The sequence below is a fragment of the Hyphococcus sp. D3-15 genome, from assembly GCF_055809375.1.
Genome location: NZ_CM147910.1, coordinates 151,056 through 174,496, shown reverse-complemented (window position 1 = coordinate 174,496; position 23,441 = coordinate 151,056). Strand labels below are relative to the sequence as shown.

Annotated in this window: 22 protein-coding genes, 1 tRNA gene and 1 pseudogene; 11 read left to right on the top strand and 13 right to left on the bottom strand. The window is 58.8% G+C overall.

Annotation, left to right across the window (positions count from 1 at the left end; translation table 11 throughout):
- Positions 1-30 precede the first annotated feature (30 nt).
- Positions 31-444: a thermonuclease family protein gene (locus AC0L8G_RS00850; protein ID WP_473386098.1), complete on the top strand. Its 414-nt coding sequence runs from the start codon at positions 31-33 to the stop codon at positions 442-444.
- Positions 445-557: 113 nt separating this feature from the next.
- The gene (locus AC0L8G_RS00845; RefSeq protein WP_473386097.1) at positions 558-1,583 is read left to right on the top strand and encodes a methyltransferase; all 1,026 of its coding nucleotides are present in this window, start codon (positions 558-560) and stop codon (positions 1,581-1,583) included.
- On the opposite strand, the gene AC0L8G_RS00840 is transcribed toward AC0L8G_RS00845, so the two are convergent.
- Complete coding sequence (locus tag AC0L8G_RS00840; RefSeq protein ID WP_473386096.1) at positions 1,584-2,294, bottom strand: Crp/Fnr family transcriptional regulator; 711 nt, start codon at positions 2,292-2,294, stop codon at positions 1,584-1,586.
- Positions 2,295-2,587: 293 nt separating this feature from the next.
- Here AC0L8G_RS00840 and AC0L8G_RS00835 point away from each other — a divergent pair, with 293 nt between their 5' ends.
- Both AC0L8G_RS00835 and AC0L8G_RS00830 read left to right on the top strand, forming a co-directional pair.
- Positions 2,588-4,339 carry a TonB-dependent receptor gene (locus tag AC0L8G_RS00835; RefSeq protein WP_473386095.1) on the top strand — a complete coding sequence of 584 codons (1,752 nt, stop codon included), beginning with the start codon at positions 2,588-2,590 and terminating at the stop codon, positions 4,337-4,339.
- Between the two features lie 73 nt (positions 4,340-4,412).
- Complete coding sequence (locus AC0L8G_RS00830) at positions 4,413-5,027, top strand: hypothetical protein (protein ID WP_473386094.1); 615 nt, start codon at positions 4,413-4,415, stop codon at positions 5,025-5,027.
- A gap of 104 nt (positions 5,028-5,131) precedes the next feature.
- On the opposite strand, the gene AC0L8G_RS00825 is transcribed toward AC0L8G_RS00830, so the two are convergent.
- A complete protein-coding gene (locus AC0L8G_RS00825) occupies positions 5,132-6,487 on the bottom strand; it encodes a hypothetical protein (protein WP_473386093.1) in 1,356 nt (451 codons plus the stop codon).
- Between the two features lie 187 nt (positions 6,488-6,674).
- Between AC0L8G_RS00825 and ypfJ the strand changes: the two genes are divergently transcribed.
- Positions 6,675-7,553 (top strand): KPN_02809 family neutral zinc metallopeptidase, encoded by an 879-nt coding sequence (gene ypfJ, locus AC0L8G_RS00820; protein WP_473388924.1) that lies wholly within the window; start codon positions 6,675-6,677, stop codon positions 7,551-7,553.
- Positions 7,554-7,561: 8 nt separating this feature from the next.
- On the opposite strand, the gene AC0L8G_RS00815 is transcribed toward ypfJ, so the two are convergent.
- Positions 7,562-9,037 carry a TrkH family potassium uptake protein gene (locus AC0L8G_RS00815; protein WP_473386092.1) on the bottom strand — a complete coding sequence of 492 codons (1,476 nt, stop codon included), beginning with the start codon at positions 9,035-9,037 and terminating at the stop codon, positions 7,562-7,564.
- A gap of 62 nt (positions 9,038-9,099) precedes the next feature.
- A pseudogene (apaG, locus tag AC0L8G_RS00810) lies at positions 9,100-9,520 on the bottom strand (Co2+/Mg2+ efflux protein ApaG).
- A gap of 167 nt (positions 9,521-9,687) precedes the next feature.
- Here apaG and AC0L8G_RS00805 point away from each other — a divergent pair.
- Positions 9,688-10,785 carry a 2'-deoxycytidine 5'-triphosphate deaminase gene (locus tag AC0L8G_RS00805; protein WP_473386091.1) on the top strand — a complete coding sequence of 366 codons (1,098 nt, stop codon included), beginning with the start codon at positions 9,688-9,690 and terminating at the stop codon, positions 10,783-10,785.
- Positions 10,786-10,794: 9 nt separating this feature from the next.
- On the opposite strand, the gene AC0L8G_RS00800 is transcribed toward AC0L8G_RS00805, so the two are convergent.
- The 5 genes from AC0L8G_RS00800 to AC0L8G_RS00780 form a co-directional block, all read right to left on the bottom strand.
- The gene (locus tag AC0L8G_RS00800; RefSeq protein ID WP_473386090.1) at positions 10,795-11,298 is read right to left on the bottom strand and encodes a nuclear transport factor 2 family protein; all 504 of its coding nucleotides are present in this window, start codon (positions 11,296-11,298) and stop codon (positions 10,795-10,797) included.
- 43 nt (positions 11,299-11,341) lie between these two features.
- Positions 11,342-12,616, bottom strand: a complete 1,275-nt coding sequence (locus AC0L8G_RS00795; protein ID WP_473386089.1) for an MFS transporter — start codon at positions 12,614-12,616, stop codon at positions 11,342-11,344.
- A 714-nt stretch (positions 12,617-13,330) separates the two neighbouring features.
- The gene (locus AC0L8G_RS00790) at positions 13,331-13,987 is read right to left on the bottom strand and encodes a DUF938 domain-containing protein (protein ID WP_473386088.1); all 657 of its coding nucleotides are present in this window, start codon (positions 13,985-13,987) and stop codon (positions 13,331-13,333) included.
- Positions 13,988-13,994: 7 nt separating this feature from the next.
- On the bottom strand, positions 13,995-14,936 hold the full coding sequence (locus tag AC0L8G_RS00785) for a radical SAM protein (RefSeq protein ID WP_473388922.1): 942 nt from the start codon (positions 14,934-14,936) through the stop codon (positions 13,995-13,997).
- 99 nt (positions 14,937-15,035) lie between these two features.
- On the bottom strand, positions 15,036-15,860 hold the full coding sequence (locus AC0L8G_RS00780; protein ID WP_473386087.1) for a lipid-binding SYLF domain-containing protein: 825 nt from the start codon (positions 15,858-15,860) through the stop codon (positions 15,036-15,038).
- Between the two features lie 278 nt (positions 15,861-16,138).
- Between AC0L8G_RS00780 and AC0L8G_RS00775 the strand changes: the two genes are divergently transcribed.
- A tRNA-Gly gene (locus AC0L8G_RS00775) sits at positions 16,139-16,212 on the top strand.
- On the opposite strand, the gene gloB is transcribed toward AC0L8G_RS00775, so the two are convergent.
- Positions 16,201-16,740, bottom strand: coding sequence for a hydroxyacylglutathione hydrolase (gene gloB, locus AC0L8G_RS00770; RefSeq protein ID WP_473388921.1), 540 nt, complete (start codon positions 16,738-16,740; stop codon positions 16,201-16,203). The genes AC0L8G_RS00775 and gloB overlap by 12 nt on opposite strands.
- A 46-nt stretch (positions 16,741-16,786) precedes the next feature.
- Positions 16,787-17,008 (bottom strand): MBL fold metallo-hydrolase, encoded by a 222-nt coding sequence (locus AC0L8G_RS00765; RefSeq protein ID WP_473386086.1) that lies wholly within the window; start codon positions 17,006-17,008, stop codon positions 16,787-16,789.
- 103 nt (positions 17,009-17,111) lie between these two features.
- On the opposite strand from AC0L8G_RS00765, the gene AC0L8G_RS00760 reads away from it, so the two are divergent.
- From AC0L8G_RS00760 to AC0L8G_RS00745, 4 genes are all read left to right on the top strand, one after another.
- Positions 17,112-17,855 carry a class I SAM-dependent methyltransferase gene (locus tag AC0L8G_RS00760; protein ID WP_473386085.1) on the top strand — a complete coding sequence of 248 codons (744 nt, stop codon included), beginning with the start codon at positions 17,112-17,114 and terminating at the stop codon, positions 17,853-17,855.
- Positions 17,856-17,924: 69 nt separating this feature from the next.
- Positions 17,925-19,019 (top strand): histidinol-phosphate transaminase, encoded by a 1,095-nt coding sequence (gene hisC, locus AC0L8G_RS00755; protein ID WP_473386084.1) that lies wholly within the window; start codon positions 17,925-17,927, stop codon positions 19,017-19,019.
- Positions 19,012-19,941, top strand: a complete 930-nt coding sequence (locus AC0L8G_RS00750; RefSeq protein ID WP_473386083.1) for a prephenate/arogenate dehydrogenase family protein — start codon at positions 19,012-19,014, stop codon at positions 19,939-19,941. The genes hisC and AC0L8G_RS00750 overlap by 8 nt, the downstream gene beginning before the upstream one ends.
- Positions 19,942-19,955: 14 nt before the next feature.
- On the top strand, positions 19,956-20,579 hold the full coding sequence (locus tag AC0L8G_RS00745; protein ID WP_473386082.1) for a hypothetical protein: 624 nt from the start codon (positions 19,956-19,958) through the stop codon (positions 20,577-20,579).
- A 47-nt stretch (positions 20,580-20,626) separates the two neighbouring features.
- Here AC0L8G_RS00745 and AC0L8G_RS00740 read toward each other — a convergent pair whose 3' ends face one another.
- Together AC0L8G_RS00740 and AC0L8G_RS00735 are read right to left on the bottom strand one after the other, a co-directional pair.
- Positions 20,627-22,120: a SpoVR family protein gene (locus AC0L8G_RS00740; protein WP_473386081.1), complete on the bottom strand. Its 1,494-nt coding sequence runs from the start codon at positions 22,118-22,120 to the stop codon at positions 20,627-20,629.
- Positions 22,117-23,439: a YeaH/YhbH family protein gene (locus tag AC0L8G_RS00735; RefSeq protein WP_473386080.1), complete on the bottom strand. Its 1,323-nt coding sequence runs from the start codon at positions 23,437-23,439 to the stop codon at positions 22,117-22,119. Before AC0L8G_RS00735 ends, AC0L8G_RS00740 begins: the two co-directional genes overlap by 4 nt.
- Between the last annotated feature and the right edge of the window lie 2 nt (positions 23,440-23,441).

Sequence of the window (23,441 nt, the reverse complement as noted above, 5' to 3'; positions counted from 1 at the left end):
AAACAATAAACATGCTACTTATGCGTGTATATGCGATGGTTGTTTGTTTTTCTTTTATGGTTTTCCGGGCCTGCGCTGGGGGCGGGCTTTAGCGGTCCTGCGCGCGGGCAGGTCGAGCGGGTGATTGACGGCGATACGGTGAAAATGCGGGTCGCTATCTGGCTCGATCAGGAGATACTGGTTTCCGTCCGGCTCGCCGATGTGGATGCGCCGGAATTGTTCCGTCCGAAATGCGAAGCCGAACGCGCGCTGGCGAGGAAGGCGAAGCTATTCGTCGAAACATTTCTGAGCGGCGGCGAGGCGGAACTGGCGGATATCAGGCGGGGCAAATATGCCGGCCGGGTGGTCGCCAGAATTGAAGCGGGCGGCGCCGATCTCGGACGCGGATTGGCGGCGGCGGGGTTGGCTGTGCAAGGCGGCCGGGGCGACTGGTGCGAAGATTGAGCATGCAGCGCTAACCCTGCCGGGTTGGTTTTCCATTCCTAAACAGGCGTTTTCCGAATCCGCCGGAGCAGTAAGCTTTGGCTGACAACAATGGACGACCAGGGAGAGCGCCAGTGAGCGGACAATATGAAGCGCCGAATGTAGACGACAAGGCGATCTGGGATTTGTGGCTGTCGATGCATTATTTGCCGGCGGCGACAGCGGCGGACGAGCTCGGCATTATCGACGCTCTCTGCGCCCGCCCGATGACGCTTGATGAATTATTGCAAGATTTGTCGCTGAACCGGCGCGCCCTAGGCGTCACCATGTCGGTCTTGTGCGCACTCAATCTGGCGGCGCGCCGTGACGGCGTCTACCACCCGACCAGCGTTGCGCGCGCATATTTACGCAGCGATAGCGAGTATTATTGGGGCCCGCTTTTCAGCTCTTACAAAAACAGCTCTTCAATTCATGAGCAGCTGATCAATTTGTTGAAGAGCGGTGATGGCGGCGTGCGCGACCGCCCTTCCGATGGTTGGGAAGCGGGAAAGATTACGCCCGACGCGGCGGCGTTTATCGCCAAATTCATGCATGCGCATTCGCTGCCGGCAGCCGTCGCCGCCGCGCGTTCCGGCGTTTTCCGGGGCGTTCAAAAATTGCTCGATGTGGGCGGCGGCTCTGGGGTTTTTGCGATCGCAGCAGCGCAGCGAAATAGCGATCTGCGCGCGAGCGTCATGGATCTCGATACGATGTGCGACGCCGCGCAGGAAATCTTTATCAGCGAATCAGGCGTCGGCGACCGTGTTGATACGATCGCCGTAGACATGTTCCGCGAAGACTGGCCAAAAGGTTATGACGCGCTGTTCTTTTCAAACATCTTCCATGACTGGAATGAAGAGATAAATGCGACGCTTTCAAAAAAGGCGTATGATGTGTTGCCTTCCGGCGGGCGAATTTTTCTTCATGAAATGCTGATGAACGACAATGAAGACGGCCCCTTGGCGACGGCGTCTTTTTCGATGCTGATGCTGCGCGGCACCAAGGGAAAGCAATATACGCTTCGTGAGCTGACGACGATTCTGGAGGGCGCAGGCTTTGCTGATGTCAGCGCTATGCAGACAAGCCCGTATTACTCTGTGGTGAGCGCAACAAAACGCTGATTAAGTGCCGTCGGGTTCCGGCGTCGACGGTGCGGATGAATAGCGAAGAGATTGGCGCTTCAGGCCCTCAGCGTCAGTGATCCTGATCGAACCATAGCGGGTCTCCACAAGGCCGAGCGTTTGAAATTCCGCCAGGACCTTGTTCACCGCCTGTCGCGATGCGCCGACCATGACGCCGATGTCTTTCTGTGCGATTTTGAGGTCGGACATTGGTTCGCCGCGCGCCTTGGCGCTTGAGGCCAGAAACGACAATCGTGAAGCGATGCGCGCTGGCAGCGGGAACATGGTCACTTCCTCCATGAACAGGAGGGAGCTTCGCGAAATCTTGACGAAAAAATCCAGCAGCGCGGTTTCAATTTCCGGGTGCGCCTTGCGCAAGCGGGTCAATTTGCTTCGCGATAAAAACAGCAACTCACAGTCAGTCAGCGTCTCCGCCGACAATGGATAGGGCTCTCCGTCAATAACCGCGAGGTCGCCAAAATTTTCCAGCGGCGAATAAATTTTGAACAGGAGTTCTTTCCCGTCCGGGGAAAGCGAAAAAACCCGGACCTGGCCCTTGGTGAGCCTGTATAGCCCGCGCGCCGGCGCGTACCGCTCATAAAGCAAGACGCCGGCCGGGGCGCGCATGCTTTGCATTTCATTTAGAACCTCATCGCGCACTTCCGCTGGGAGTGCATCGATCCAGTTCAGCACCTCTACGCCTTTACTCACGCTTTACGCCCGCCCTGATCTTTACAGATCCCCCGGGTGGCTTCTTACCCCTTTTGCGGCTGCGTTGAATACGCTGCGACGCAACAATTCTTGGCGCCAGCGTGTCGAAAAAGAGTCAGCCGTAACTTGATCTAATGCTCAGGGTAGATTTTGTAACAGAGTTATCGCTTTTGGCGTTTATGCGCAGTAATATCTGCGCAAATAAGAAGAAGAGGGCTGAACACACAGCCACAACGACAAAACAACAGAGCTAAAACGCCCAACAAACGCGGCGTTTCCAGGGAGGATTGATAATGGCGAAGTCAGTATTCGCAAAAAAACTGTTTCTAACTTCGGCGCTGGTTGGCGGCGCCGTGTTGATGGCCGCAGAACCGGCGGTGGCGCAGCTCGATACGATCGTCGTGACCGCACAGTCGCGCGCAAAGGGCCTGCAAGACACGCCGATTTCAATTTCAGCGGTGCCGGCTGAAAAGCTGACCGATGCGGCGATTCAAAAATCGGAAGACCTGCAATTTCTGGTTCCGAACTTCACCATGACAGAGACCGGGATCGCGACGAATGTGTTCATTCGCGGCATCGGGTCCGGCATCAACCAGGCGTTCGAGCAATCCGTCGCTACCTATATTGACGGGGTTCACTATCCTCGCGCGCAACAAACCCGTGCGCCATTCCTTGATCTGGAGCGGGTCGAAGTGCTGCGCGGGCCGCAGGCGATCCTGTTTGGCAAGAACGCAGTCGCCGGCGCTTTAAACATCACCACCGCCAAGCCGACAGAAGAGTTTGAAGGCTATTTTTCCGGGTCCTACGAGTTTGTCGATCAGGAATATATCCTTGAAGGCGCTGTCTCTGGTCCGATCAGCGACCGTGTGCGAGGACGCCTCGCCGGGCGCTATCGTGATGCGGACGGCTATGTAGACAACGCGACGCTGGGGCGCACCGAGCCGCAACGTGAAGACTGGATGATCCGTGGCCAGATCGAAGCAGACATCACCGACAATTTCCAGGCGCTGTTAAAAGCGGAAGTCGGACAGTTTGATGTTCTCGGCCGTCACATCGAAGTAATTGGCGAAACCCCGTCGGTCGCGCCGGGACCGTTTAACGGGCTTACTTATGGCCAGATCCTCGTTGGCGGCTTTGGCGCTGACCCGAGCGTTTTGAACACCTCTTTTGATGGCGTGCGCAGTTCAAACGGCGATTTCAGCAACAATGAAACTCAAACCTATGTGGCGAACCTGACCTGGGACGCCAATGGGTTCGAAATTCGTTCGACGTCGGCATATCAGAACTTCAAATATGACGAATTGTGTGACTGTGACTTCACTGGCGCGTCGGTTTTTGAGGCGTTGCTGCAAGAAGAATACACGCAGTGGACGTCGGAGCTGCGAGTGACGTCGCCTGTGTGGGACAGTTGGGATTTCGTCGCCGGGCTCTACTGGCAAACCAGCGATCACGATTATTCCGATCAGATCGCCGTGCCGACTGATTCCATTCTCGTTCCGGCGATCAATGCGCTCACCATGAGCTCTGCCGGTCTGGCGGTGTCGGGAACGCAAGCGGCGCGTGACGCGACCACCGATGGCGATGTGTACTCGGCCTTTGCACAGGTCAATTTCCGTCCGATGGACCGACTTGAGCTGCAGCTTGGCGGCCGTCTCAGCTATGAAAAGAAAGACGGGACCCGCTCGCTTTCGATTGTCGATCTGGACTTCAACACCTTGCCAACGGCGCAAATCTCCGCGCCGCTCATCTACGCCAATCTGTTCGGCATCACGTCGACCAATTTGTCGGCGCTCTCCTTGTCTCCGGCGCCCCAGCTTGCGGTTCCTGCGACGGGGCTGCTCGGTTTGTTGGGTGAACTCCCGGTCGCCGGCTCGCTTGAGGAAACACGCTTTTCCCCCGACGTGAAGCTCGTCTTCGACGCGACGGATGACCTCCTGCTCTATGCGAGTTGGGCGCGCGGTTATAAGACCGGCGGCTTCGACTTCCGCGCAAACAACAAGAATTTTTACACAACGCTCGCGGATCTCGTTCCAGTTTGGCGATGAGCAAGCCACTAATTACGAGATTGGCGGCAAGCTCGGGATTGGCTCCTCCGCAGAAGTCAATTTCGCGGCCTTTTTGACGAAGTTCGACGATTTGCAGATTTCAATCTTCGACGGTGTGCTTGGCTTTAACGTGGGCAACGCCGCCGCCGCGGAAATCATGGGCTTCGAGATCGATGGGCGCTGGGCCGTCAGTGAGTATCTGACATTGTCCGGCGCTGCCGCTTACACCGACTTCGAATTCACTGATTTCGAAAACGGTCAGTGCTATTTCGGGCAAACGCCGGATTCAACGGAGATCCCGGGGCTGTGCTCATACACCGGAAATTCCAATCAGCTGGTGTCGAAATTCCAAGGCGTTGCCACGGCTGATTTTCATTTCCCGGTCATGGGTGATTATGAAATCTCCAGCGTTACCGACCTTTTCTACACGTCCAAATATGACGCTTCGTCGACTTACGATCCGGCGCTGGTGCAGGACGGATATGCGACCATCAACACCCGGGTCGCGTTCGGACCGCAAGATGGCGGCTGGCAGCTTGCTTTCCTTGGCAAGAACCTGACCGACAAACAGTTTCTGCAATATGGCGGCGACACCCCGCTCGCCGGATCGACCTTCGGCGCGAAGTCGAACTATTCCTTCTTCAGTCAGGGTCGCACTTTGTGGGTTCAAGGCCGGGTGAATTTCTAACGCCTGACGATGCTTGTATTGCGGGCGGCGAGATATGCGCCGGCCAAGTAAAAACGGCGGATCATATGATCCGCCGTTTTCATTTTCGATGCGTGATGTCCGCGCTAGCGGTAAAATATGGTTTCATTGCCGGTAAACGTCCACGGCTCGCCAAGATCAATACAAGAGGAAACATCTCCGCGCGCTTCGATCTTTAACAGATCGAGCCCCTTGTCGTTTTCCATCCGTTGCAAAAGAACGACGCCGGTCATCAAGGGGCCGATGAAGTTGGCTCTCAGGCGTTGATAGCAGTGAACCGCGCCGTCATTCACATCGGCGAAGGGCGTATTGATGCGCCCGTCGCCTTTGGTGAAGGAAAGGAATTCATTTACGGGCGTTTGCGCCGCGCCATTGGCCGCGTCGACGCGGCTTTTGGGGGCGAAGATCATTTGCGGCGTCAGCGACGGCAATCGTCCATGTAGTGCGAAGATCAGCCGGTCCGGATCGATTGAGTCCGGCGACAGCGCGATGGCGCTGACTTTGGTTGTCGCGGCATTGTGGGTGGCGTCCGTGAACCATGCTCCTTGTGCGGCGCCGGGCGTGTCCACAAGCGCTGTGCGGCATGCATTGTCGCCTTTCGCGCGGCGGATGCCCCACGCATCGCCCAATTTCGCGACCCATGCCGATTGTTCTTCCTTCGGCAGATAGTCGATGGCGCAGCGTGCGCGCGTGACGTCGGTGTTGATAGCTGCGAGCAGGCTTGGCGCGGCGTCGAACACTTCGGCGCGGGCAAAACTGTCAATCCGGTAGCGTTCCGGGCGGGCGAGCGGCGCCGGCGTTGCGGCGAGATCATGCAGGCCGACATCAAAGCCATCGCTTTTCCCGATCACGTCGCCTGGATTGACCCGGATACGCGTCTCAACGGCAGTGTGATCGGACGTCCCAAATTCAGTGAAGGCGACAAGTCCTCCGGCGCGCTGCAACAGGCCTGCATCAATTTCGTCTATCCGGTCGTAGTAAAACGAGATGTCGTCGCAGGACCGGAAATGCACTGTCCAGGACAGGTTCTGGGCGCGGCCATATTCATCGCGCATCACGCGGCGCTCAATTGCCACAATGTCGGCTTTCGCCGGGGCCAAGGCTCGCGTCTGGCGCCGTTCAAAGGCTTGTTCGCCGGATCGGGTGTTGAGGCGGATATATGGCGCGGGCAAAAGCTCGCCCGGCGCGGTGACGCCGCCCAGCGGCGAAACAGAAAGAATATCGTCAAGCGGGGCGAAGGGGCCGGTCAAAGCGGGCTCGCCAATGGCGCAGGCGCGGGCCGACATAGGCGCGCCATCGGCCTTCGCCACGGTCTTGGCGGCGAAAGCGCCGGCTTGTTCGACGAGTTGCGGGCCGCCTTGAGGCCAAGCGATGGCCGCGCCAAAAAGGGCGGCGGTGATGAACGCCGCAGCTAGTCTTACAGCGTCACCGGATCCGGACATGAAACAACCCCCCGATTTGTCCCCGCGCTATTGCGCGCCGAACGTCCTATGCGGGCCCGGCCCTGTCAAGGCGCGCCTGCGAAGGCCCCGCGCCGCGCGGCTTTTCGGGCTCGACAGGCCTGACGTTGCGGGGTAGGCGCCGTATCAATAGGGTTAATGGCGCGCGAACGGGAAGGCGAATTTTATGGTGAAATGGCAGGGACGGCGGCAGAGCACCAATGTTGAGGATCGCCGCGGCGCAGCCGCCGCCGGCGGCGCCGGCATCGCCGTGATGTTGCTGCGTCTCATCATCGGCCGTTTCGGGATTCGCGGTTTGCTGGTTGTCGGGGTGGTTGGCGTCGGTCTTTACATGGCCGGGGTCAATCCGATGCGGCTGCTGGATGGCGGCGGACCCTCTACAGCGCAATCGGGGCCGGTTGACGATGAAACATCGCAATTTGTGCGCGCCGTGCTCGCGGAAACCGAAGATGTGTGGTCGCAGACCTTTTCGAATGCGGGCTCAGATTATCCAGAGCCTACCCTTGTAATGTTTTCCGGCAGCGTTGCTTCCGGCTGCGGTCATGCGTCTGCGGCGTCGGGGCCGTTTTATTGCCCGGCGGATCAGAAGCTATATCTCGATGCGAGCTTTTTCCAGGAGCTCGCGCAACGCTTCGGCGCGCCGGGTGATTTCGCTGCGGCCTATGTTATCGCCCATGAGGTCGGGCATCACATTCAAACCGTGACGGGAATCTCAAAGCAGGTGCGCACAGCCCAGCAACGCGCCCAAGGCGAGAGCGCGCAGAACGCCCTGCAAGTCAGAATGGAGTTGCAAGCTGATTGCTATGCGGGCGTTTGGGCCCATCACGCCGCGCGTTATCGCGATTTCCTGGATGACGGCGATATTGAAGAGGGGTTGCGCGCCGCCGCTGCGATTGGCGATGACACGCTGCAGCGCAATGCCGGGCGGCGCGTCACGCCTGAAAGCTTCACCCACGGGACATCCGCGCAAAGGCAGCGTTGGTTTACGCTCGGCTATCGCGGCGGTGATGTGGGCGATTGTGATACATTCAATGCGCGCGAACTATAGCCTTCGCATCACCCGCGCCAGAAGGCGGGTGAGAACAACACAAGCACGGTGAAAAACTCTAGCCGGCCGAGCATCATGCCGGCCGACATTGCGAGTTTCGCCGCATCGGGCAGGCTGGAGAAATTGCCCGCTGGTCCGACAATGTCGCCAAGCCCGGGGCCGACATTGGCGATCGCCGTCCCCGCTGATGAGATAGCGGTCAGCGTGTCGAGGCCGAGACCGGCGAGGATGACCGCAAGCGTCGCAAAAGTTGCGAAATATACGAAAAAGAAGCTTAGCACCGACACATAGACAGCGTCCGTCAGCGGCCGGTGGTTATAGCGCGCGATGAAGACGCCATTCGGGTGGGCGAGGCGTTTTGCGTATACAACGACAGCGGATAGCGCCACCTGAAAGCGGAAAATCTTCATGCCGCAGGAGGTCGATCCCGCGCAGCCGCCAATAAACATGATGCAGAAGAAAAACCCGATCGCGAAGGCGCCCCAATCATCATAGTCCGTTGTCGCATAGCCCGTGCCGGTCAACACGGAAACGACATTGAAGATCGCCATGCGGAAGGCCGTGAACAAGCCGAGATGCGCATAGACTTCCGACACTTCAATCATGATGACGATGGTGAGGAACGCGACCGTCGCGGCGAAGAATCTGATTTGACTGTCCGTAAACAGACGTTTCCAGGCGCCGCGGGTCAGCGCCGCCAGAAAGATGCCGAATGGCAAAGAGCCGATGATCATGAACACCGTGACGACCATATCGATCGGTCCGCGCCCGACGGTCAGGAAGGCGCCGATTGATGCGTCTTTGGTTGAAAAGCCGCCTGTCGATACGGCGGTCAGTGCATGATTGACGGCGTCAAAGGGCGTCATCCCGAAGCCCCAAAGGCAAAGGAAGCACAGCACCGTGAAAAATGCGTAGATGGCGCTGAGGCCAAGAGAATATTGCGCCGCATTGGCGATGAATTTCTCTGAGGTATCCCAGGCTTCATTTTTGAAAATCTGCATGCCGCCGACCTTCAGGGCGGGCAAAACAGCAAACGCCATAATGATAACGCCGACCCCGCCGAACCATTGCAGCATGGAACGCCACAACAGCGCCCCTGGCGGCGCATCATCGAGACCTGACACCACGGTGGATCCTGTGGTGGTGATGCCGGACATCGCTTCGAAAAACGCATCGACATAGGAAAGGTGCAAGCCGCCAAGCGCCAGCGGGATGGCGGCGAACATCACCAGCGCCAGCCAGCTTCCGGCGGTCAGCATAAAGCCTTCGCGTATGCCCACATTTTCGATGCGGCCCCAGCTCGCCGCCGCGGAACCGCCGCCGATCAGGATTGCGGCGGTCGCGCCAATTGCAAAGGCGGACCAGTCAGCGCGGTGGACTTCGTCCGGCGACAAAAGATCCGCCGTCATGGGGATAAGCATGGAGACGCCGAGCGCGGTCACAAGCGCGCCTGTAACCAGCAAGACGGGACGAAAATTCAGCATGGCTTCACAGAATCGCGGCGTCGTTCAGCGCGGCCCGTCGATTTTGCGCTGTGGCGGGGGCTCTAGTGGATTTGGCGCAATTCATGCGGGCTGTCGAGGGAGAAGGCCGGAATGTCCACATCGAACAACTCGCCTTCCGTCGTCTCCATGCCATAGGCGCCGACCATCAGGCCAGAAGGCGTCGCCAGCGGCGCGCCGGATGTATATTCAAAGCCTTCGCCGGGGCGAATCACCGGCTGCTCGCCAACCACGCCGTCGCCGGCGACCACATCGGTCTGGCCGCGCGAATCGGTGATCCGCCAATAGCGGGTGCGCAGTTGGACCGGAACGGTCGATTCATTGTTGATCTCGCACCGTATAGGCCCAGACATAGCGGGGCTCATCGGGATCGGACTGATCCTCGAGGTAAGTCGGGCTGACGCTGACGCGGATTCCGCGCGTCACGCGTTCATAAGCCGTGCTGCTGCGGTCTCCCCTCGCCATCGCGCCGCCTTGCAACTCCATTACAGTCCCCTTTTTTCGCCAATCTAGGCTGCATCGCGCGGGAGCGCCAGACGTTGGCGCAAATTCAACGGGGCGGGGAAAAGCAGCGGCGCGGCGCCCGTGAATAGCCCTTGCCATCATCTTCAGCGGCGGGCAAACGAGCAGATATGGTTGAGACAACGCGTTTGAAGGAAGGCGTTCTAGCCTCGCAAGACATTGCTGCGCTGATCGACACGAATGTCATCAGCGGCGCCGATCTCGCGCGGCTTCAGCCGGCAAGCCTCGATCTGACTTTGTCCTCTCGCGCATGGCGGGTGCGTGCGTCGTTTCTTCCCTCGCGCGCGCGTACTGTCTCCGCTCGCCTGACCAGCGGTCTCGCTATGCAGGAGATTGACCTCTCCGCCGGCGCCGTCTTTGAGCGAGGCTGCGTTTATCTGGTGGAGCTAAACGAAAAACTGGCGCTGCCGGACAGTATTGAAGGCGCGGCCAATCCGAAGAGTTCTACCGGCCGCATTGATGTGTTTGTTCGACTGGTGACGGATTTCGGCGCGGCCTTTGATGAAATTCCCGCCGGTTACCACGGCCCGCTCTATGCGGAAATCAGTCCACGGACTTTTTCCATTTTGGCGCGGGAAGGGTCGAGCCTCAATCAACTCCGGCTCAAGGCGGGCGCCTGCCAGCTTGATGACGCGGCCTTGCGCCGCCTGCATGATGAAAATGCATTGGTCGATGGCGTCGCAGATATTTCAGGCGGGCTCGGCCTTTCGGTTTGCATCGCCGGCGACGACGAGTGCATTGGTTGGCGCGCGCGCCGCCATTCCGCCCTGATTGATGTCGACAAGGTGGGCGCGCTTGATAGCCGCGACTTCTTTGAGCCGATTGCGCCGCCGACCTCTGGATTCATTATCCTCGACCCGGATGAGTTTTATATTCTCGCCTCAAAAGAAGCGCTTGCGGTGCCGCCTGACTATGCGGCGGAAATGACGCCTATCAGCCCCGGTCTTGGGGAGTTTCGCGTGCACTATGCGGGGTTTTTCGATCCCGGTTTCGGCTGGTCTGACGGTGTGGATGGCGGCGGACGCAACGGCTCGCGCGGCGTTCTCGAGGTGAGAAGCCACGACGCGCCCTTCGTGCTTGAAGACGGTCAGCTTGTGGCGCGCCTTGTTTATGAGCATATGGGCGCGCGGCCAGAGCGTTTATATGGCGCCGGGCTCAAATCGAACTATCAAGGACAGGGTTTAAAGCTGTCCAAGCATTTCCGCTGATTTGCGCGACTAGTCTTCGTCGGCGGTCATCGCCGCGACCATCGCCGCCGTATCCGTATATTGCTGGAAACTGATAATCTTTCCGTCTTTCACTGTCCAGGAATGAACGAACGGGGCGTGTTGTTGTTTGCCGGTGGCGAGATATGTGCCGCCATAACGGCCGAAGACGACAACGCGATCACCTTCTGCGACACTCTCTTCGGGTATCGCGGCGAAGCCTTCCCATTCGCCGCCGAGACGCGCGAACAGGCCGCCCACGACGGCGTCAGGTCCAACATAGGGGTTATTGTCGGCATACGGATTGCCTTCCGCTTCACGCCATTCGATGTCAGGGCTCATCGTGCTGACCGCAAGCTCAATATCGCCCGCGGCGAATCCTGCATAAACGGCATCGACGGCGGCGCGCGCCGGTGATGCGGCAGCGCTTTCGCCCACTTCCGCAGAGTGTTGCGCGCAGGCGCTCAAGATCGACGCGCTTGCTAGCGCCGCAAAAATTTTCAATTGGATATTCATTTTCCGCCCCGTTTGCATGTTGTGCAGGGAGACGTAGCACGCTTTACGCGGCGGGCGTAGCGCCGCTTTGCTCTGAGGTCTCATCTTCATGCTCCGGGTCAGAGCGCGGATCCATTTCAAAAACGCCCGGCGAGGTGCGCGGGACGGAGACAAAGGCCTCGCGACGGCCTTTCGGCGCGGGGTCACGCAAGACAACCCGGAACACGCCGAAAATGACCAGAGCGCCGTAAATCGCCGAACTGTGCAGAAATAGCGCCCGAGGGCCCGCGGCCTGCATGATCAGCGGCGCAATGACCGGGCCCAGCACTGCGCCGACGCCATAAAGCATCAACAAGCCCGCTGCGAGGGTGACATATTCATGGGGCTCGGCGCGGTCATTGGCGTGAGCAACGCACAGGCCGAAAATCGGCATTGCTGTAAGCCCGAAAGCGAAAGCGCCGAACAGCAAGGCCTGTCCGGAATGATTGCCGGTGAGGGCGATCAGGACGCCCGCTGCGCAGCAACCAGCTGCGACGAAGATAATCAGAAGGCGGCGGTCGAGCCGGTCGGAAATAAGACCCAGCGGCCATTGCGATAGGGCGCCGCCAATAACCACCGTGGTCATGAAAATGGCCGCTGTGCGAACATCATAGCCGAGCCTTTGCACATAGACTGCGCCGACGGCCCAAAAGGCGCCATTAGCGGCGCCGACGCATAAGCAGCCAACGCCGGCGAGCGGCGAGATGCGAAACAGTTTCCTCAGATCCAGATTGGCTGAGCTAATCGGTTTTGGCTGAGCGGTGGTGGTCATCGCCACCGGTACCAGCGCAACGGAAATCAAGATCGAGACAATCGCGAAGAGTGCAAATGAGGCGGGGTCTGCGGTCGCCAGAAGCACCTGTCCCAAAGTTGCGGCGGTGAGGTCGACTACCCGGTAGACTGCGAGGATGCGCCCGCGCCGTTCATTGGGGGCGGTCTCGTTGATCCAGCTTTCGATGATCATATAGAGACCGGCCAGCGCAAAACCGGTGATGATGCGCAGGGCGATCCAGAACACCGGATTGACCGCCAGTGCATAGGCCAGCGCCGCAGCCGAGGCGATTGAGGCAAGGGCGGTGAAGGCGCGGATATGGCCCACGCGCTTGACCATATGGGGCGCGATCTGACAGCCGGCGATGAAGCCGACAAAATACGCCGACATCAACAGGCCAATCAGAACAAGCGAGAAGCCTTCCAGATTGCCGCGTACGGACAGCAAGGTGCCCTGCAGTCCGTTTCCGGCGATCAGAAGAAAGGCGGCGATTAAGAGCGCGAAAAGGATGCGGATTGTTTGGGCCATGACCCGGCCTAATACACATGTTCGCCGCAGCGCTTGATAGGGGGCCAGGAAACTTTTCTGTGGAAAATGAGGGGGGAAGGGTGTGGCAAGGGGGCAAAAGAAAAAGGGCGCCGCTTAAGCGGCGCCCTTTCTTCCCGCTTTCGCGGAAAATCCAGAGTACACCCCAATCCAGTGAGAATTCAGATGTTCTCCAGTGCGACTGTTGAATGAACCCGTTACCGTCTCCATTCCCAACCGCTAGACCTTGCGGGCGCAACATTCAGGTCGTGGCTGCCGGCATTTGCGTTTCGCCATGTCCGACATATTGCGTCCTACAGATCCGCGCCGCCTCTTCCCATGCGCCAGCTTGCGCTGTCACAGGTCGTCGCCGCCGCGCGCCGATTTGCAGCTAGCCCGCTGCTCACGGCGATTCCGGTTACCCGTTTCCCGCAACGCCTTTCGGCTTTACGGCGGGTACGGACCGCTCAGATCCGGCCATGCCCATGAAGCTCACCTTAGCTTCAATTGCCGATATGCTTCTGAGCGTCGCATTCGGCTAGCGCATCATTTCGTTCCGCCCGTCCAACCTGCCGCTAGGCAAACACAACAAATTGTCGATAGGGCCGCGAAACAAGATCAGGATACCGAAATATTAACATCGGTCGAATCATTCTTTTCCACAATTTATCGAAGTCAACTGTGGGGAAAAGACAATGCTGTTTTTTCAAATGTTTGTCAGTTTTTCCGAAAGATCACGGACAAATTATTCGCGGGCATTTCCACAACCGTATGCAGATGAAGTCCGTTTTCCCGGGCCAGTGGTGCGATATCCCGCTCAAGATCGCGCACGCCCCAGCGAGGGTCTCTCGCTTTCAGGCTTTCATCAAAGGCTTTATTCGACGGAGCCGTATGCATCTCATTTCTAGAGAACGGTCCGTAAAGAAACAGTTTCCCGCCTTCACCGAGCAAGCGTCCCGCGCCCGCAAACAAGCCTTGCGCCGCAGCAAAGGGCGCAATGTGGATCATGTTGATCGATACAAGACCTGCCAGGGGCGCCAAATCTTCAACGCCCCAATCTGTATGCGATACATCAATTGCATGCGGACCAAAAAGATTGTCGAGCGCGGCGCCCTTTATCCACGCGGCGATAGAGCGCCGCGCAATTTCGTCCGGGTCCCCCGTATGCCAATCGACATTGGGCAGTGCGGTCGCCAGATGCACAGCATGCTCCCCGGTGCCGCCGCCAATCTCTAAGACGCGTCCTTCATGCGGCATGTTGGCAAGGAAAGCATCGCGGATCACATCGCGATTGCGCGCGGTCGACGGTGAGAAAAGCTTGTCGCCGGCGCTGGTCCGGTTTTCGAGTGCAGTTTCTTTCGGCGGACGTGTCATGGCGTTCTCACCCTGAACAGCTGGCGCCGCCTAACACGCAAAATTGCGCGCAAAACGGATGGTTGAGTTTTACAGGCTTTGCCGCCTCGCCGAGGCTTGCGCCCATTTCAAATTGCCGGTCATAGGGCAGCAGCGTGCAAGACAACACGGTCGGCGCGCCGGCGCCTTTGCGTTTGACCAGCATGCGCGATGTTGCGCACATCATGTCATTCGGGCTTTTGCCCAGAATTGACCAGCAGGCGGTGGTGATTTCCGGAACGTCGCGCGCCATATCCATCTCTGGAAAGATGACAAGCTGCGCCGGGTCCGTCGCGTCGATTGCAAAACCCCGTTCCGCAAACAGCTTGGCGAAACCATCGCGCAGGGCGGCGTCGCTTTCGCCAGACAGGCCGCGCCCGGCGATCGAAACCTGAAATGCATTTGAAAGCAGCCAGTCCAGTCCGGTCATGGCGGCTTCAAATGCGCTTTCGCCGCGTTCCAGATCATGCTCCTGGGCGCCGTAGTGATCGAGGCTGATGCGCAGACTCAGGCGGTCTGCAAAGCGATTATTGAGCGCCAGCAAGCCTTCACGCATGCGCGGGCGCATCATCGGCCGCATGGCGTTGGTCAGGATCAACACCTCAAAGCCGCGCTCAAGCGCGGCTTCGGTCATCGCTATCATGTCGGGGTTCAAAAAGGGTTCGCCGCCGGTGAAGCCGATTTCACGGGCGCTCATCTCAACCGCCTGATCTAAAAACGGCGTGACTTCCTCTGCCGTGAGATAGGCGAGGCGGTCGTTCGATGGTGATGATTCAATATAGCAGTGCTTGCAGGTGACGTTGCAGAGCGTGCCTGTATTCACCCAAAGCGTATCCAAGCGCGTGAGGGCGATTTCGGCGCGCCTCTCGCCATTCGCCGTTCGCTCCGGGAGCTGAAATTTTTGGGGTGCAATCGTCGTCTCGCAGTCCATCACGCATCTACTCGCCTTAAGTCGCGCAGCATGAACGAAAACGCCCGCCAGCGGAACCGGCGGGCGCATCAAGTCGCTTCAATTCGGCGTCATGTGCGGCTAGCGATTGTCCTCAATCGGGGCAAGCGGCGCGCCATAAATCGCGTCATCTTCATATTCAGGCTTTTCCGGCAAGGGTTCGCCGGTCACCGGGTCGACCCGCGCCGGTTGCACCGGCGCCATCATGGTCGGTTGCGCGCCCGGCTGATCGCGGTGGGCGAGAGCCCAGACCGCATTTTGCAGGACAGCCGATTGCGGCTGCGATACTTTTTCGCGGAAGATGATGTCCGCCGGCGTGACATTCGCCTGATAATAGTCGCGGTTCCAGCTGCCGCGCGATTTCAAGATCGCGCCTTCAAGACTGACGCCGCCATAGAGCCCGCGTGAGCGCGAGAAGGCGAGCACGTCGACTGTCTGCGCCTTGGCGCCGGCGCCGATTGGGCCGGCGGCGATCGACAGGTCAGCGCCGAGCTTCACAGTGGTTGAGAGCAAGTGCTCCATGCCGCGCTGGGTCATGACCAGCAGAATGGTCTCCGAACCTTCAAATCCCGCCTGAAAGCCGAAAGAAATCGATCCGACGGTGAAGAAAGTCGGTTCCGACCAGCTGCCGTCTTCATTGCGGGCCAACATGACCGCATTGCCGCCGGAAGCGCCGACGATGAAGCCGCCGCGCAGGGATTTTGGAATGATCACCATCGCCTGCGCCTGGTCCGCCGTATTCCACAGCGGCTCATATGCGCTGTCATTAGCGAAATAGCTCACGGTCTCCGCAGCGCTGATCACCAGCTCGGACGCTTTTTCCGCTTTTGGCTTTGCACTGGCGGGCGCAATCGTCATCGCGATTGCCGCGCCGAAAGCGCCAATTATGCTCAATAGCCGTTTCATGTGCCGGCCTCCTTTCAAATTCCCCGATATCCTTAGCGCAGCGCCAGGCTGTTCCGGTTCGGGCGATAGATAAGCCTGTTTGCGTGGGCCGAAAGATGGCGCCAAGCGGCGGCGTATATGAATTCTTGGTCAGATTTGCCGCCCCCGTCGAGACCCTTTCGGGCCCGAACCAGCCTAAAGCAGCCGGAAACTGCCCGCTTGACCTTTTTTCTCGCTGGGGCGACATGATCAGGCGCGGCATTTGTCGCGCTACGCGCCGGCGCATTCGCTGGCTGCTGGCGGGTGTAGCTCAATGGTAGAGCAGAAGCTTCCCAAGCTTACGACGAGGGTTCGATTCCCTTCACCCGCTCCAAATCAGTCGGCGCGAGCAGGCGCCGCCGTCTAAAACGAGATCTTTGAGCGCTCTGGTTTTCGCAAAGGCGTCGACCGGCTTAGCGCCTTGCATGTCGATGGCGGCTTGCAGATGCGCATCCGCCGCGCGCAGGAACGGATTGGTCGCCAATTCCAGCGCGACGGTGGTGGGCACGGTCGGGATGTTTTTTGCACGCATGGCGCCCACTTCCGCAGCACGACTTTTCAATTCATCATTATTCGGATCAACGGACAGGGCGAAGGCGGCGTTGGCTTTTGTGTATTCATGAGCGCAATAGAGTTTCGTCTCCGGCGCCATGGCGGCGATCATCGACAGGGACGACCACATTTGCGCCGGTGTCCCTTCGAACAGGCGTCCGCAGCCCATGGCGAAAATCGTGTCGCCGACAAACGCCGCGCCGTCATCGGCGAAGTGATAGATGATGTGTCCCAGCGTGTGCCCAGGCGTTTCGTGCACGATGGCTTTTGAGGAACCGAGCGCAATGATGTCGCCTTCGCCGGCCTCAATGTCGATGCCGGGAATGCGCGCCGCTTCGCCTCTTGGTCCGATAATTTCACATACCCATTTTTTTCAGCGCCAGATTGCCGCCCGCATGATCGAAATGATGATGGGTGTTGAGGATATGGGTCAGGCGCCAGCCCGCCGCATCCAGTTCGCGGTTGATCGCCTCCGGGTCCGGCGTGTCGAGAGCGGCGGTCGCGCCGGTGTCGCGATCATGGATGAGATAGCCATAATTGTCGGAAAGGCAGGGAAACTGGCGGATTTCAATGGGCATGGCGGGTTTTCCGGGGCGACGGGCGCGTCATTGACGTGCGATTAAGGGCGCCAGCATAACAATCACAGGCGGGAGGCAAAACCATCCCGGCGGGAAAGTTTCGATGCGCACCGACATTCTCGATTTTTATGAGTTCTACCGCACCTCGCTTGGCGGTGCGGCGCGCGACGTCATTGCGGGTCGTCTCGCTGAAATCTGGGGCGACGGCGCCGGGCTGACCATCGCCGGCTTCGGCTACGCCAATCCCTATCTTGAGATATTCACAGCGGCGCGGGCGCGCTTCGCACTGGCGCCAGGCGCGCAAGGCGTCATTCGATGGCCGCAAGGCGCAGCCAACGCTGCAAGCCTTGTCGGCGAGCATGAATGGCCGATTCCTGACGCCAGCCTCGACCGCATCCTCATTGTGCATGGGCTGGAAGAGGCGCCGCAGCCCCAGCGTTTGATGCGCGAAGTCTGGCGCGTTCTGAAAGATGACGGCCGGGTGATCATCATCGCCTCTAACCGGCGCGGCTTGTGGTCGCTGATCGACACGACGCCATTCGCCGCCGGGCGGCCCTATCTCAAGCGCCGTCTCGAAGGGCTGGTGCGTGATGCGATCTTCCGGCCGCGCTTCTGGGACTCGGCGCTGTTCTTTCCGCCTTTGCGCTCATCCTTGTTGCTGCGGGCGGCGCGGGCCTGGGAACGCGCCGGCGCGCGGCTGTGGCCGGGCTTGGGCGGGGTTTTGATGCTGGAGGCGGAAAAGGACATGCTGGCCCCCGTGGGGCTGGTGCGCAGCGCCAGGGTCCGTTCTGTGCGCCCCGCCGTCGCCGCGGCGCAGCCCTTGCAGCGGTCTGAGGGCCAGCGATAGCCGCTTTGGTTGCCAGCGCGCCCGCGTGACCGCTATATCGCGGGCGTCAATCGTAAAGGAATACAGCAGATGGCTCTCCCGGCGCCGCGTCCCGGCATTATGGAAATCAAACCCTACAAGCCCGGCTCCTCGGAGGCCCCCGGTGCGGTGGAGATCCACAAGCTTTCTTCAAACGAGTCCGCCCTTGGGGCGAGCCCGAAGGCGATCGAGGCCTATAAGGACGCAGCGAGTTCGCTTGAGCTTTATCCCGAGGGCGGTTCGACCAAACTGCGCGAGAAAATCGGCGCGGCGCACGGGCTCGATCCGGCCCGGATCGTCTGCGGCGCCGGCTCTGACGAAATCCTGCAATTGCTCGCGCGCGCTTATCTGGGGCCGGGCGACAATATCATCCAGAGCGCCCATGGATTTGTTGTCTACGCAATCGCCGCCCTGGCCTGCGGTGCGGATACGCGCTTTGCGCCGGAGAAAAACCTCACCGGCGATGTAGACGCCATGCTGGCGCTGGTTGATGAAAATACGCGCATCGTTTTTATCGCCAACCCGAATAACCCGACCGGCACCTATATTCCGGATGCGGAGATTCGCCGCCTGCGCGAAGAATTACGCGAAGACATCCTGCTGGTGCTCGACGCCGCTTATGCAGAATATATGGAAGAGGCGGATTACGACGCCGGAGAGAAGCTGGTGGAAGAATATGAGAATGTGGTGATGACGCGCACATTCTCGAAGATTTACGGTTTGGCGGCGCTGCGCCTGGGGTGGGGCTACTGCCCGCCCGCCATCGCGGATGTGCTGAACCGGATACGCGGCCCGTTCAACGTCACCACCGGCTCGCAGCTGGCGGGCATCGCCGCGACGGAAGATCAGGAATTCATCGACCGTAACCGGGCGTTCAACCGTGAAGAGCGCGATTACCTGCAACAACAGTTGGGCGGGTTGGGGCTCGACTTCACGCCGAGCCATTGCAATTTCGTGCTGGTGCGGTTTCCGGATGAGGCGGGCCTCAACGCCGACGCGGTTCAGGCCTATCTGAAGGAAAACGGCGTGATCGTGCGCGAAATGCACGCCTATGGGCTCGGCGAGTATCTGCGCATAACCGTGGGCCCGAAGGCGGCAAACCGCAAACTCATCGCACTGTTGGAAAAGAAATTCGCCCGTGACTGAACCTGTTAAATTCAATCGCGCCTGCGTCATCGGCATTGGGCTGATCGGCTCGTCGCTCGCCCTCGCCTTGCGTGAACGCGGGCTCGCCGATGCGATTGTCGGCGTGGACCGCGACGCCGATGTGGTCGCGCGTGCGCAAAAGCTCGGAATCATCGAGGCGGGTGAAACCGATCTCGCCAAGGGCGTCAAAGGCGCCGATCTCGTCATTGTTTCAACGCCGGTTGGCGCCGTCGCGTCAGTGGCTGGGGCGCTCGCGGACATTGTGGACGATGGCGCGCTCATCATTGATGTGGGCTCGGTGAAAGGCGCAGTCGCGGAAGCGGCGAAAGCCTTGCCTGAACGCGCATTGTTCGTGCCTTGCCATCCAGTGGCCGGCACCGAGCGATCCGGTCCGGAAGCTGGGTTTCCCAGCCTTTTTCAGGATCGCTGGTGCATCCTGACGCCGCTCGACCGCAAGGACGACGCTTATAAGGCGGCGGTCGAAAAAGCCGCCGCGCTATGGACGGCCGTGGGCGCGCAGGCGGAGATCATGGACGCCGCCCATCACGATCTGGCGCTTGCGGTGACCAGTCACCTGCCGCATTTGATCGCCTTCACGCTGGTCGGCGCCGCCGATGACATTGAATCTGTCGCGGCGGGCGAAGTCGTCAAATATTCCGCCGGGGGGTTCCGCGATTTTACGCGCATCGCCGCGTCCGATCCGATCATGTGGCGCGATGTGTTCTTGAACAACAAGGACGCTGTGCTGGAGGTTCTGGGCCGCTTTTCCGAAGAGCTTGCGGTGATGCAGCGCGCCATTCGCTGGGGCGACGGCAAGACGCTCGAAGACTCATTCTCGCGCGTACGCGGCTTGCGCCGGGCGATTGTCGAGGCCGGTCAGGAAAGTGAAGCGCCGAACTTCGGGCGGGATACAAAAGAGTAAAAAGCTTATATTTTATGATTGCAATCGGTGTGATCGACGTTGGTTCCGTAAACAGGAATAATTTGGGTTGGGCAGTTTCGAGCGACAACGCGGGAGTAAAAACCGGAAAAAATCTCGACGAATTCATAGATATGATCGCTGGCCTCCTGAAACACGGACCAGTTGCTTTAGGTTTTGAGGCTCCGATCTACGTTCCTTCCGGGCGTCCGCTTAGTGAAATTCACCGAGGACGCTTGCAAGAAGGAAACCGCGCTTGGTGTGTGGGCGCTGGATCTCAGGTATTGGCGATGAACCTTACTGTTATGGAATATACATTTCGGAATCTGGTGCTTCGGCGACCAGGGTTAAGTGCGACGTTTCAATACAATGACTTCTCAGCAGCTGATACCTTGTTTGTGTTTGAGGCATTTGTCTCAAGTGGCGCTAAAGATAAATTCAAGCACGACGATATACATTGCGCTGATGCAATGGTCGCGATCGAAGAACTGCAAAATGTAATAGCGAGCGGCCGGTCGATGGAATCTGCGCTAGGTGAAGAGTGTGTTTTCAATCTAGCGGCGGCAGCTTGTATGAGGTGTGGTTTGTTAGTCGAGTCACAGTCGTTAAGCCAAGCGTGCCTCGTTGTCAGACCGAATTAGCGCGAATTTCAACTGCAAAGTTGGTTGCGCTCATCCTGGGCGGAAACCTAAGCGTCTTCTTCGTCCAGCGTCACATCATGCCCCCACAGGGTTTCGATATGGGTGAGCACGGCCTCTGAGGTTTTTTCGTTGAGCTTGCGTCCCTGATGCACCGTGTGGCGCAGTTTCAATGTGCGATCGCCGTCGAGATCGGCGCCGACAACCTGAATATTCGGTTCATGGGCGCCGAGATCGTACATGGCGGAAAGCGACTGACGCACCCGGCGGAATCCACGATCGTCGTGGATCGCCTCAATTTCCATGTGACTGTCTTCGGAATCATCGCCAATCGCGAACATGCGGAAATGGCGCATCACGGTCGGCGAAAGATATTGCAGGATGAAGCTTTCATCGCGGTAATTGGCCCAGGCGTCTTTCAGGACGCTGCGCCAGTCATTTGAGCCGGCGATATCGGGGAACCACTCGCGGTCTTCCTCTTTCGGGTCTTCGCAGATGCGCTTGATGTCTTCCATCATCGCAAAGCCGAGCGCGTATGGATTGATGCCTGAATAGCGCGGATCGTCGAATTCCGGCTGGAAGACGACGGAGGAATGAGAGTGCAGGAACTCCATGATCGCGCCTTCGGAAATCTGTCCGCGATTGTAGAGCTCATTCATGATGTAGTGGTGGACGAAGGTGGCGCAGCCTTCGTTCATGACTTTCGTTTGTTTTTGCGGATAGAAATATTGCGCAATATTGCGGACGATGCGCACCAATTCACGCTGCCAGGGACGCAGGACTGGCGAGGCTTTCTCAATGAAATAGAGCAGGTTTTCTTCGGGAAGCTGGATGTTGCGGACTTCCGCCTGACGTTCTTCCTTCTCGCCTTCGTCTTCTTCCGTGTTCGGCAGGGTGCGCCAGATGTCGTTGAAATTGGTCTCTTCGTGTTTGACGCGCGCGGCGATTTTCGCGAGGCGGTCCGCGTCGGAAAGGCGCGGCGGGCGATTATAACGAAACACGCCCTGATCCATCAGCGCATGCGCCGCATCAAGCACCGCCTCAACCTCTTCAAATCCATATTCGTCTTCGCATTTGGAAATATATTTTTTGGCGAAATCGAGATAGGGCAGGATGCCTTCCGCGTCGGTCCATTGCCGGAACAGATAATTGTTCTTGAAAAAATGATTATGCCCGAAAGAGGCGTGCGCCATCACCAGCGCCTGCATGGTCATGGTGTTTTCCTCCATGAGATAGGCGATGCAGGGATTGGAGTTGATGACGATTTCATAGGCGAGGCCGGAGTGACCTTTTTGATAGCTCATCTGGTCGCGGGCGAAATGTTTGCCAAACGACCAGTGCTTGTACATTAGCGGCATGCCGTGGCTTGAGTAAGCGTCGAGCATTTGTTCGGAGGCAATGATCTCGATCTGGTTCGGATAAACGTCGAGCCCCAGATCACTCAGGCCAATGTCTTCGATTGCGTCATAGGCGCGCTTCAGCGCGTCGAAGTCCCAATCGGCGTCCGAATAGAGGAGGGGGAGTTTTTCGGTGAGCGCGCTCACGCTGCCTCCTTCGCGTTCTTGGCGAACAGCTCGCGGAAGACAGGGAAGATGTCCTGCGGGCGCGCGATGCGGGTTTGCGCGAAGTTCGGCCAGCCCGGCGCGAAGGTGCGATAGGCGCGCCAGAGTTCCGCGCCTGAATCCGCGTCTGAAAACACTTCCAGCTCGCGCTCGTCCAGGATCTCGATATAGGCGTAATATTGCGAGATCGGCATGACCTCTTCGCTGAGCATCTCGACACAACGCTTGGCGTCGCCTGACTGGGTGAAGCCGTCTGACGCCTGCGCCACATAGATATTCCATTCATGGGCCGGGAAGCGGTCGCGCTGCACCTCCAGCATTTTTTCCAGCGCGGTGGAGACCACCGTGCCGCCGGACTGGCGCGAATAAAAGAACGTTTCCTCGTCCACTTCTTCCGCGTGGTGGGTGTGGCGAATGAAAACCACCTCGACGCGCTCATAGCGGCGTTTGAGGAAGAGATAGAGCAGCATGTAAAAGCGTTTGGCGAGGTCTTTTTCGCGCTCGCCCATGGAGCCGGAAACGTCCATCAGACAGAACATGACGGCGGCGGTCGTCTCCACCGGCGTCGGTTCATAGGCGTTATAGCGCAGATCCAGCGGGTCGATGAAAGGCGTATAGCGGCGGCGCTTTTCCATTGCGTCGAGTTTCGCGAGGATGTCTTTCTTCTCTGAGATCTCTTCTTCGCTTGGGCTCGCAATGCGTTCCAGCTTGAACAGGCGCTCTTTCAGCTCGTTCATTTCCTTGGTGGAGGGGCGCTTGAGCGCCAGCCGGCGCCCATGGGCGTTGCGCATGGTGCGAATGAGATTGATGTTGGTGGGCGAGCCGGCGACGGTCAGGCCCGCGCGCTTATAGGCGTAAGCCTTGATCTCTTTTAAGGAGCGCTTGACCAGATTGGGCAGCTCAAGGTCTTCGAAAAAGATGTCGAGGAACTCTTCCTGCGTCAGCGTGAACTGGAACGAATCCTCGCCTTCGCCTGTGTCGCTCGCTTCCTTGCCTTTGCCGCGCCCGGCGCCCTTTGGCGGTTTCTTGATCTTGTCGCCGGCGGAGAATTCCTTGTTGCCGGGATGGACCATCTCTCGCTCGCCCTGCTCGCGATCATGAGAAAAGCGCGGTTCGGCAGTCGATTTTGAGGGAATCGAAATCTTCTCGCCCTTGTCGAGTTCCTTCATCGAGCGGTCGCGCAGGGATTTGTTCACCGCGTCCTTGATCTGCGCCTTGGCGCGTTTCAGGAAACGCTGACGGTTCCCAAGGGACTTGCCCTTGGGATTCTTGCGCCGGTCGATGAAGTGGAATGAGTTCATAA

Excerpts from the sequence above, each read along its gene's own strand:
- AC0L8G_RS00850 (WP_473386098.1), top strand. The coding sequence starts at position 31 with ATGCGATGGTTGTTTGTTTTTCTTTTATGGTTTTCCGGGCCTGCGCTG.
- AC0L8G_RS00835 (WP_473386095.1), top strand. The coding sequence starts at position 2,588 with ATGGCGAAGTCAGTATTCGCAAAAAAACTGTTTCTAACTTCGGCGCTG.
- AC0L8G_RS00825 (WP_473386093.1), bottom strand. The coding sequence starts at position 6,487 with ATGTCCGGATCCGGTGACGCTGTAAGACTAGCTGCGGCGTTCATCACC.
- AC0L8G_RS00815 (WP_473386092.1), bottom strand. The coding sequence starts at position 9,037 with ATGCTGAATTTTCGTCCCGTCTTGCTGGTTACAGGCGCGCTTGTGACC.
- AC0L8G_RS00805 (WP_473386091.1), top strand. The coding sequence starts at position 9,688 with ATGGTTGAGACAACGCGTTTGAAGGAAGGCGTTCTAGCCTCGCAAGAC.
- AC0L8G_RS00800 (WP_473386090.1), bottom strand. The coding sequence starts at position 11,298 with ATGAATATCCAATTGAAAATTTTTGCGGCGCTAGCAAGCGCGTCGATC.
- AC0L8G_RS00795 (WP_473386089.1), bottom strand. The coding sequence starts at position 12,616 with ATGGCCCAAACAATCCGCATCCTTTTCGCGCTCTTAATCGCCGCCTTT.
- AC0L8G_RS00790 (WP_473386088.1), bottom strand. The coding sequence starts at position 13,987 with ATGACACGTCCGCCGAAAGAAACTGCACTCGAAAACCGGACCAGCGCC.
- AC0L8G_RS00785 (WP_473388922.1), bottom strand. The coding sequence starts at position 14,936 with ATGGACTGCGAGACGACGATTGCACCCCAAAAATTTCAGCTCCCGGAG.
- AC0L8G_RS00780 (WP_473386087.1), bottom strand. The coding sequence starts at position 15,860 with ATGAAACGGCTATTGAGCATAATTGGCGCTTTCGGCGCGGCAATCGCG.
- AC0L8G_RS00765 (WP_473386086.1), bottom strand. The coding sequence starts at position 17,008 with ATGCCCATTGAAATCCGCCAGTTTCCCTGCCTTTCCGACAATTATGGC.
- AC0L8G_RS00760 (WP_473386085.1), top strand. The coding sequence starts at position 17,112 with ATGCGCACCGACATTCTCGATTTTTATGAGTTCTACCGCACCTCGCTT.
- hisC (WP_473386084.1), top strand. The coding sequence starts at position 17,925 with ATGGCTCTCCCGGCGCCGCGTCCCGGCATTATGGAAATCAAACCCTAC.
- AC0L8G_RS00745 (WP_473386082.1), top strand. The coding sequence starts at position 19,956 with ATGATTGCAATCGGTGTGATCGACGTTGGTTCCGTAAACAGGAATAAT.
- AC0L8G_RS00735 (WP_473386080.1), bottom strand. The coding sequence starts at position 23,439 with ATGAACTCATTCCACTTCATCGACCGGCGCAAGAATCCCAAGGGCAAG.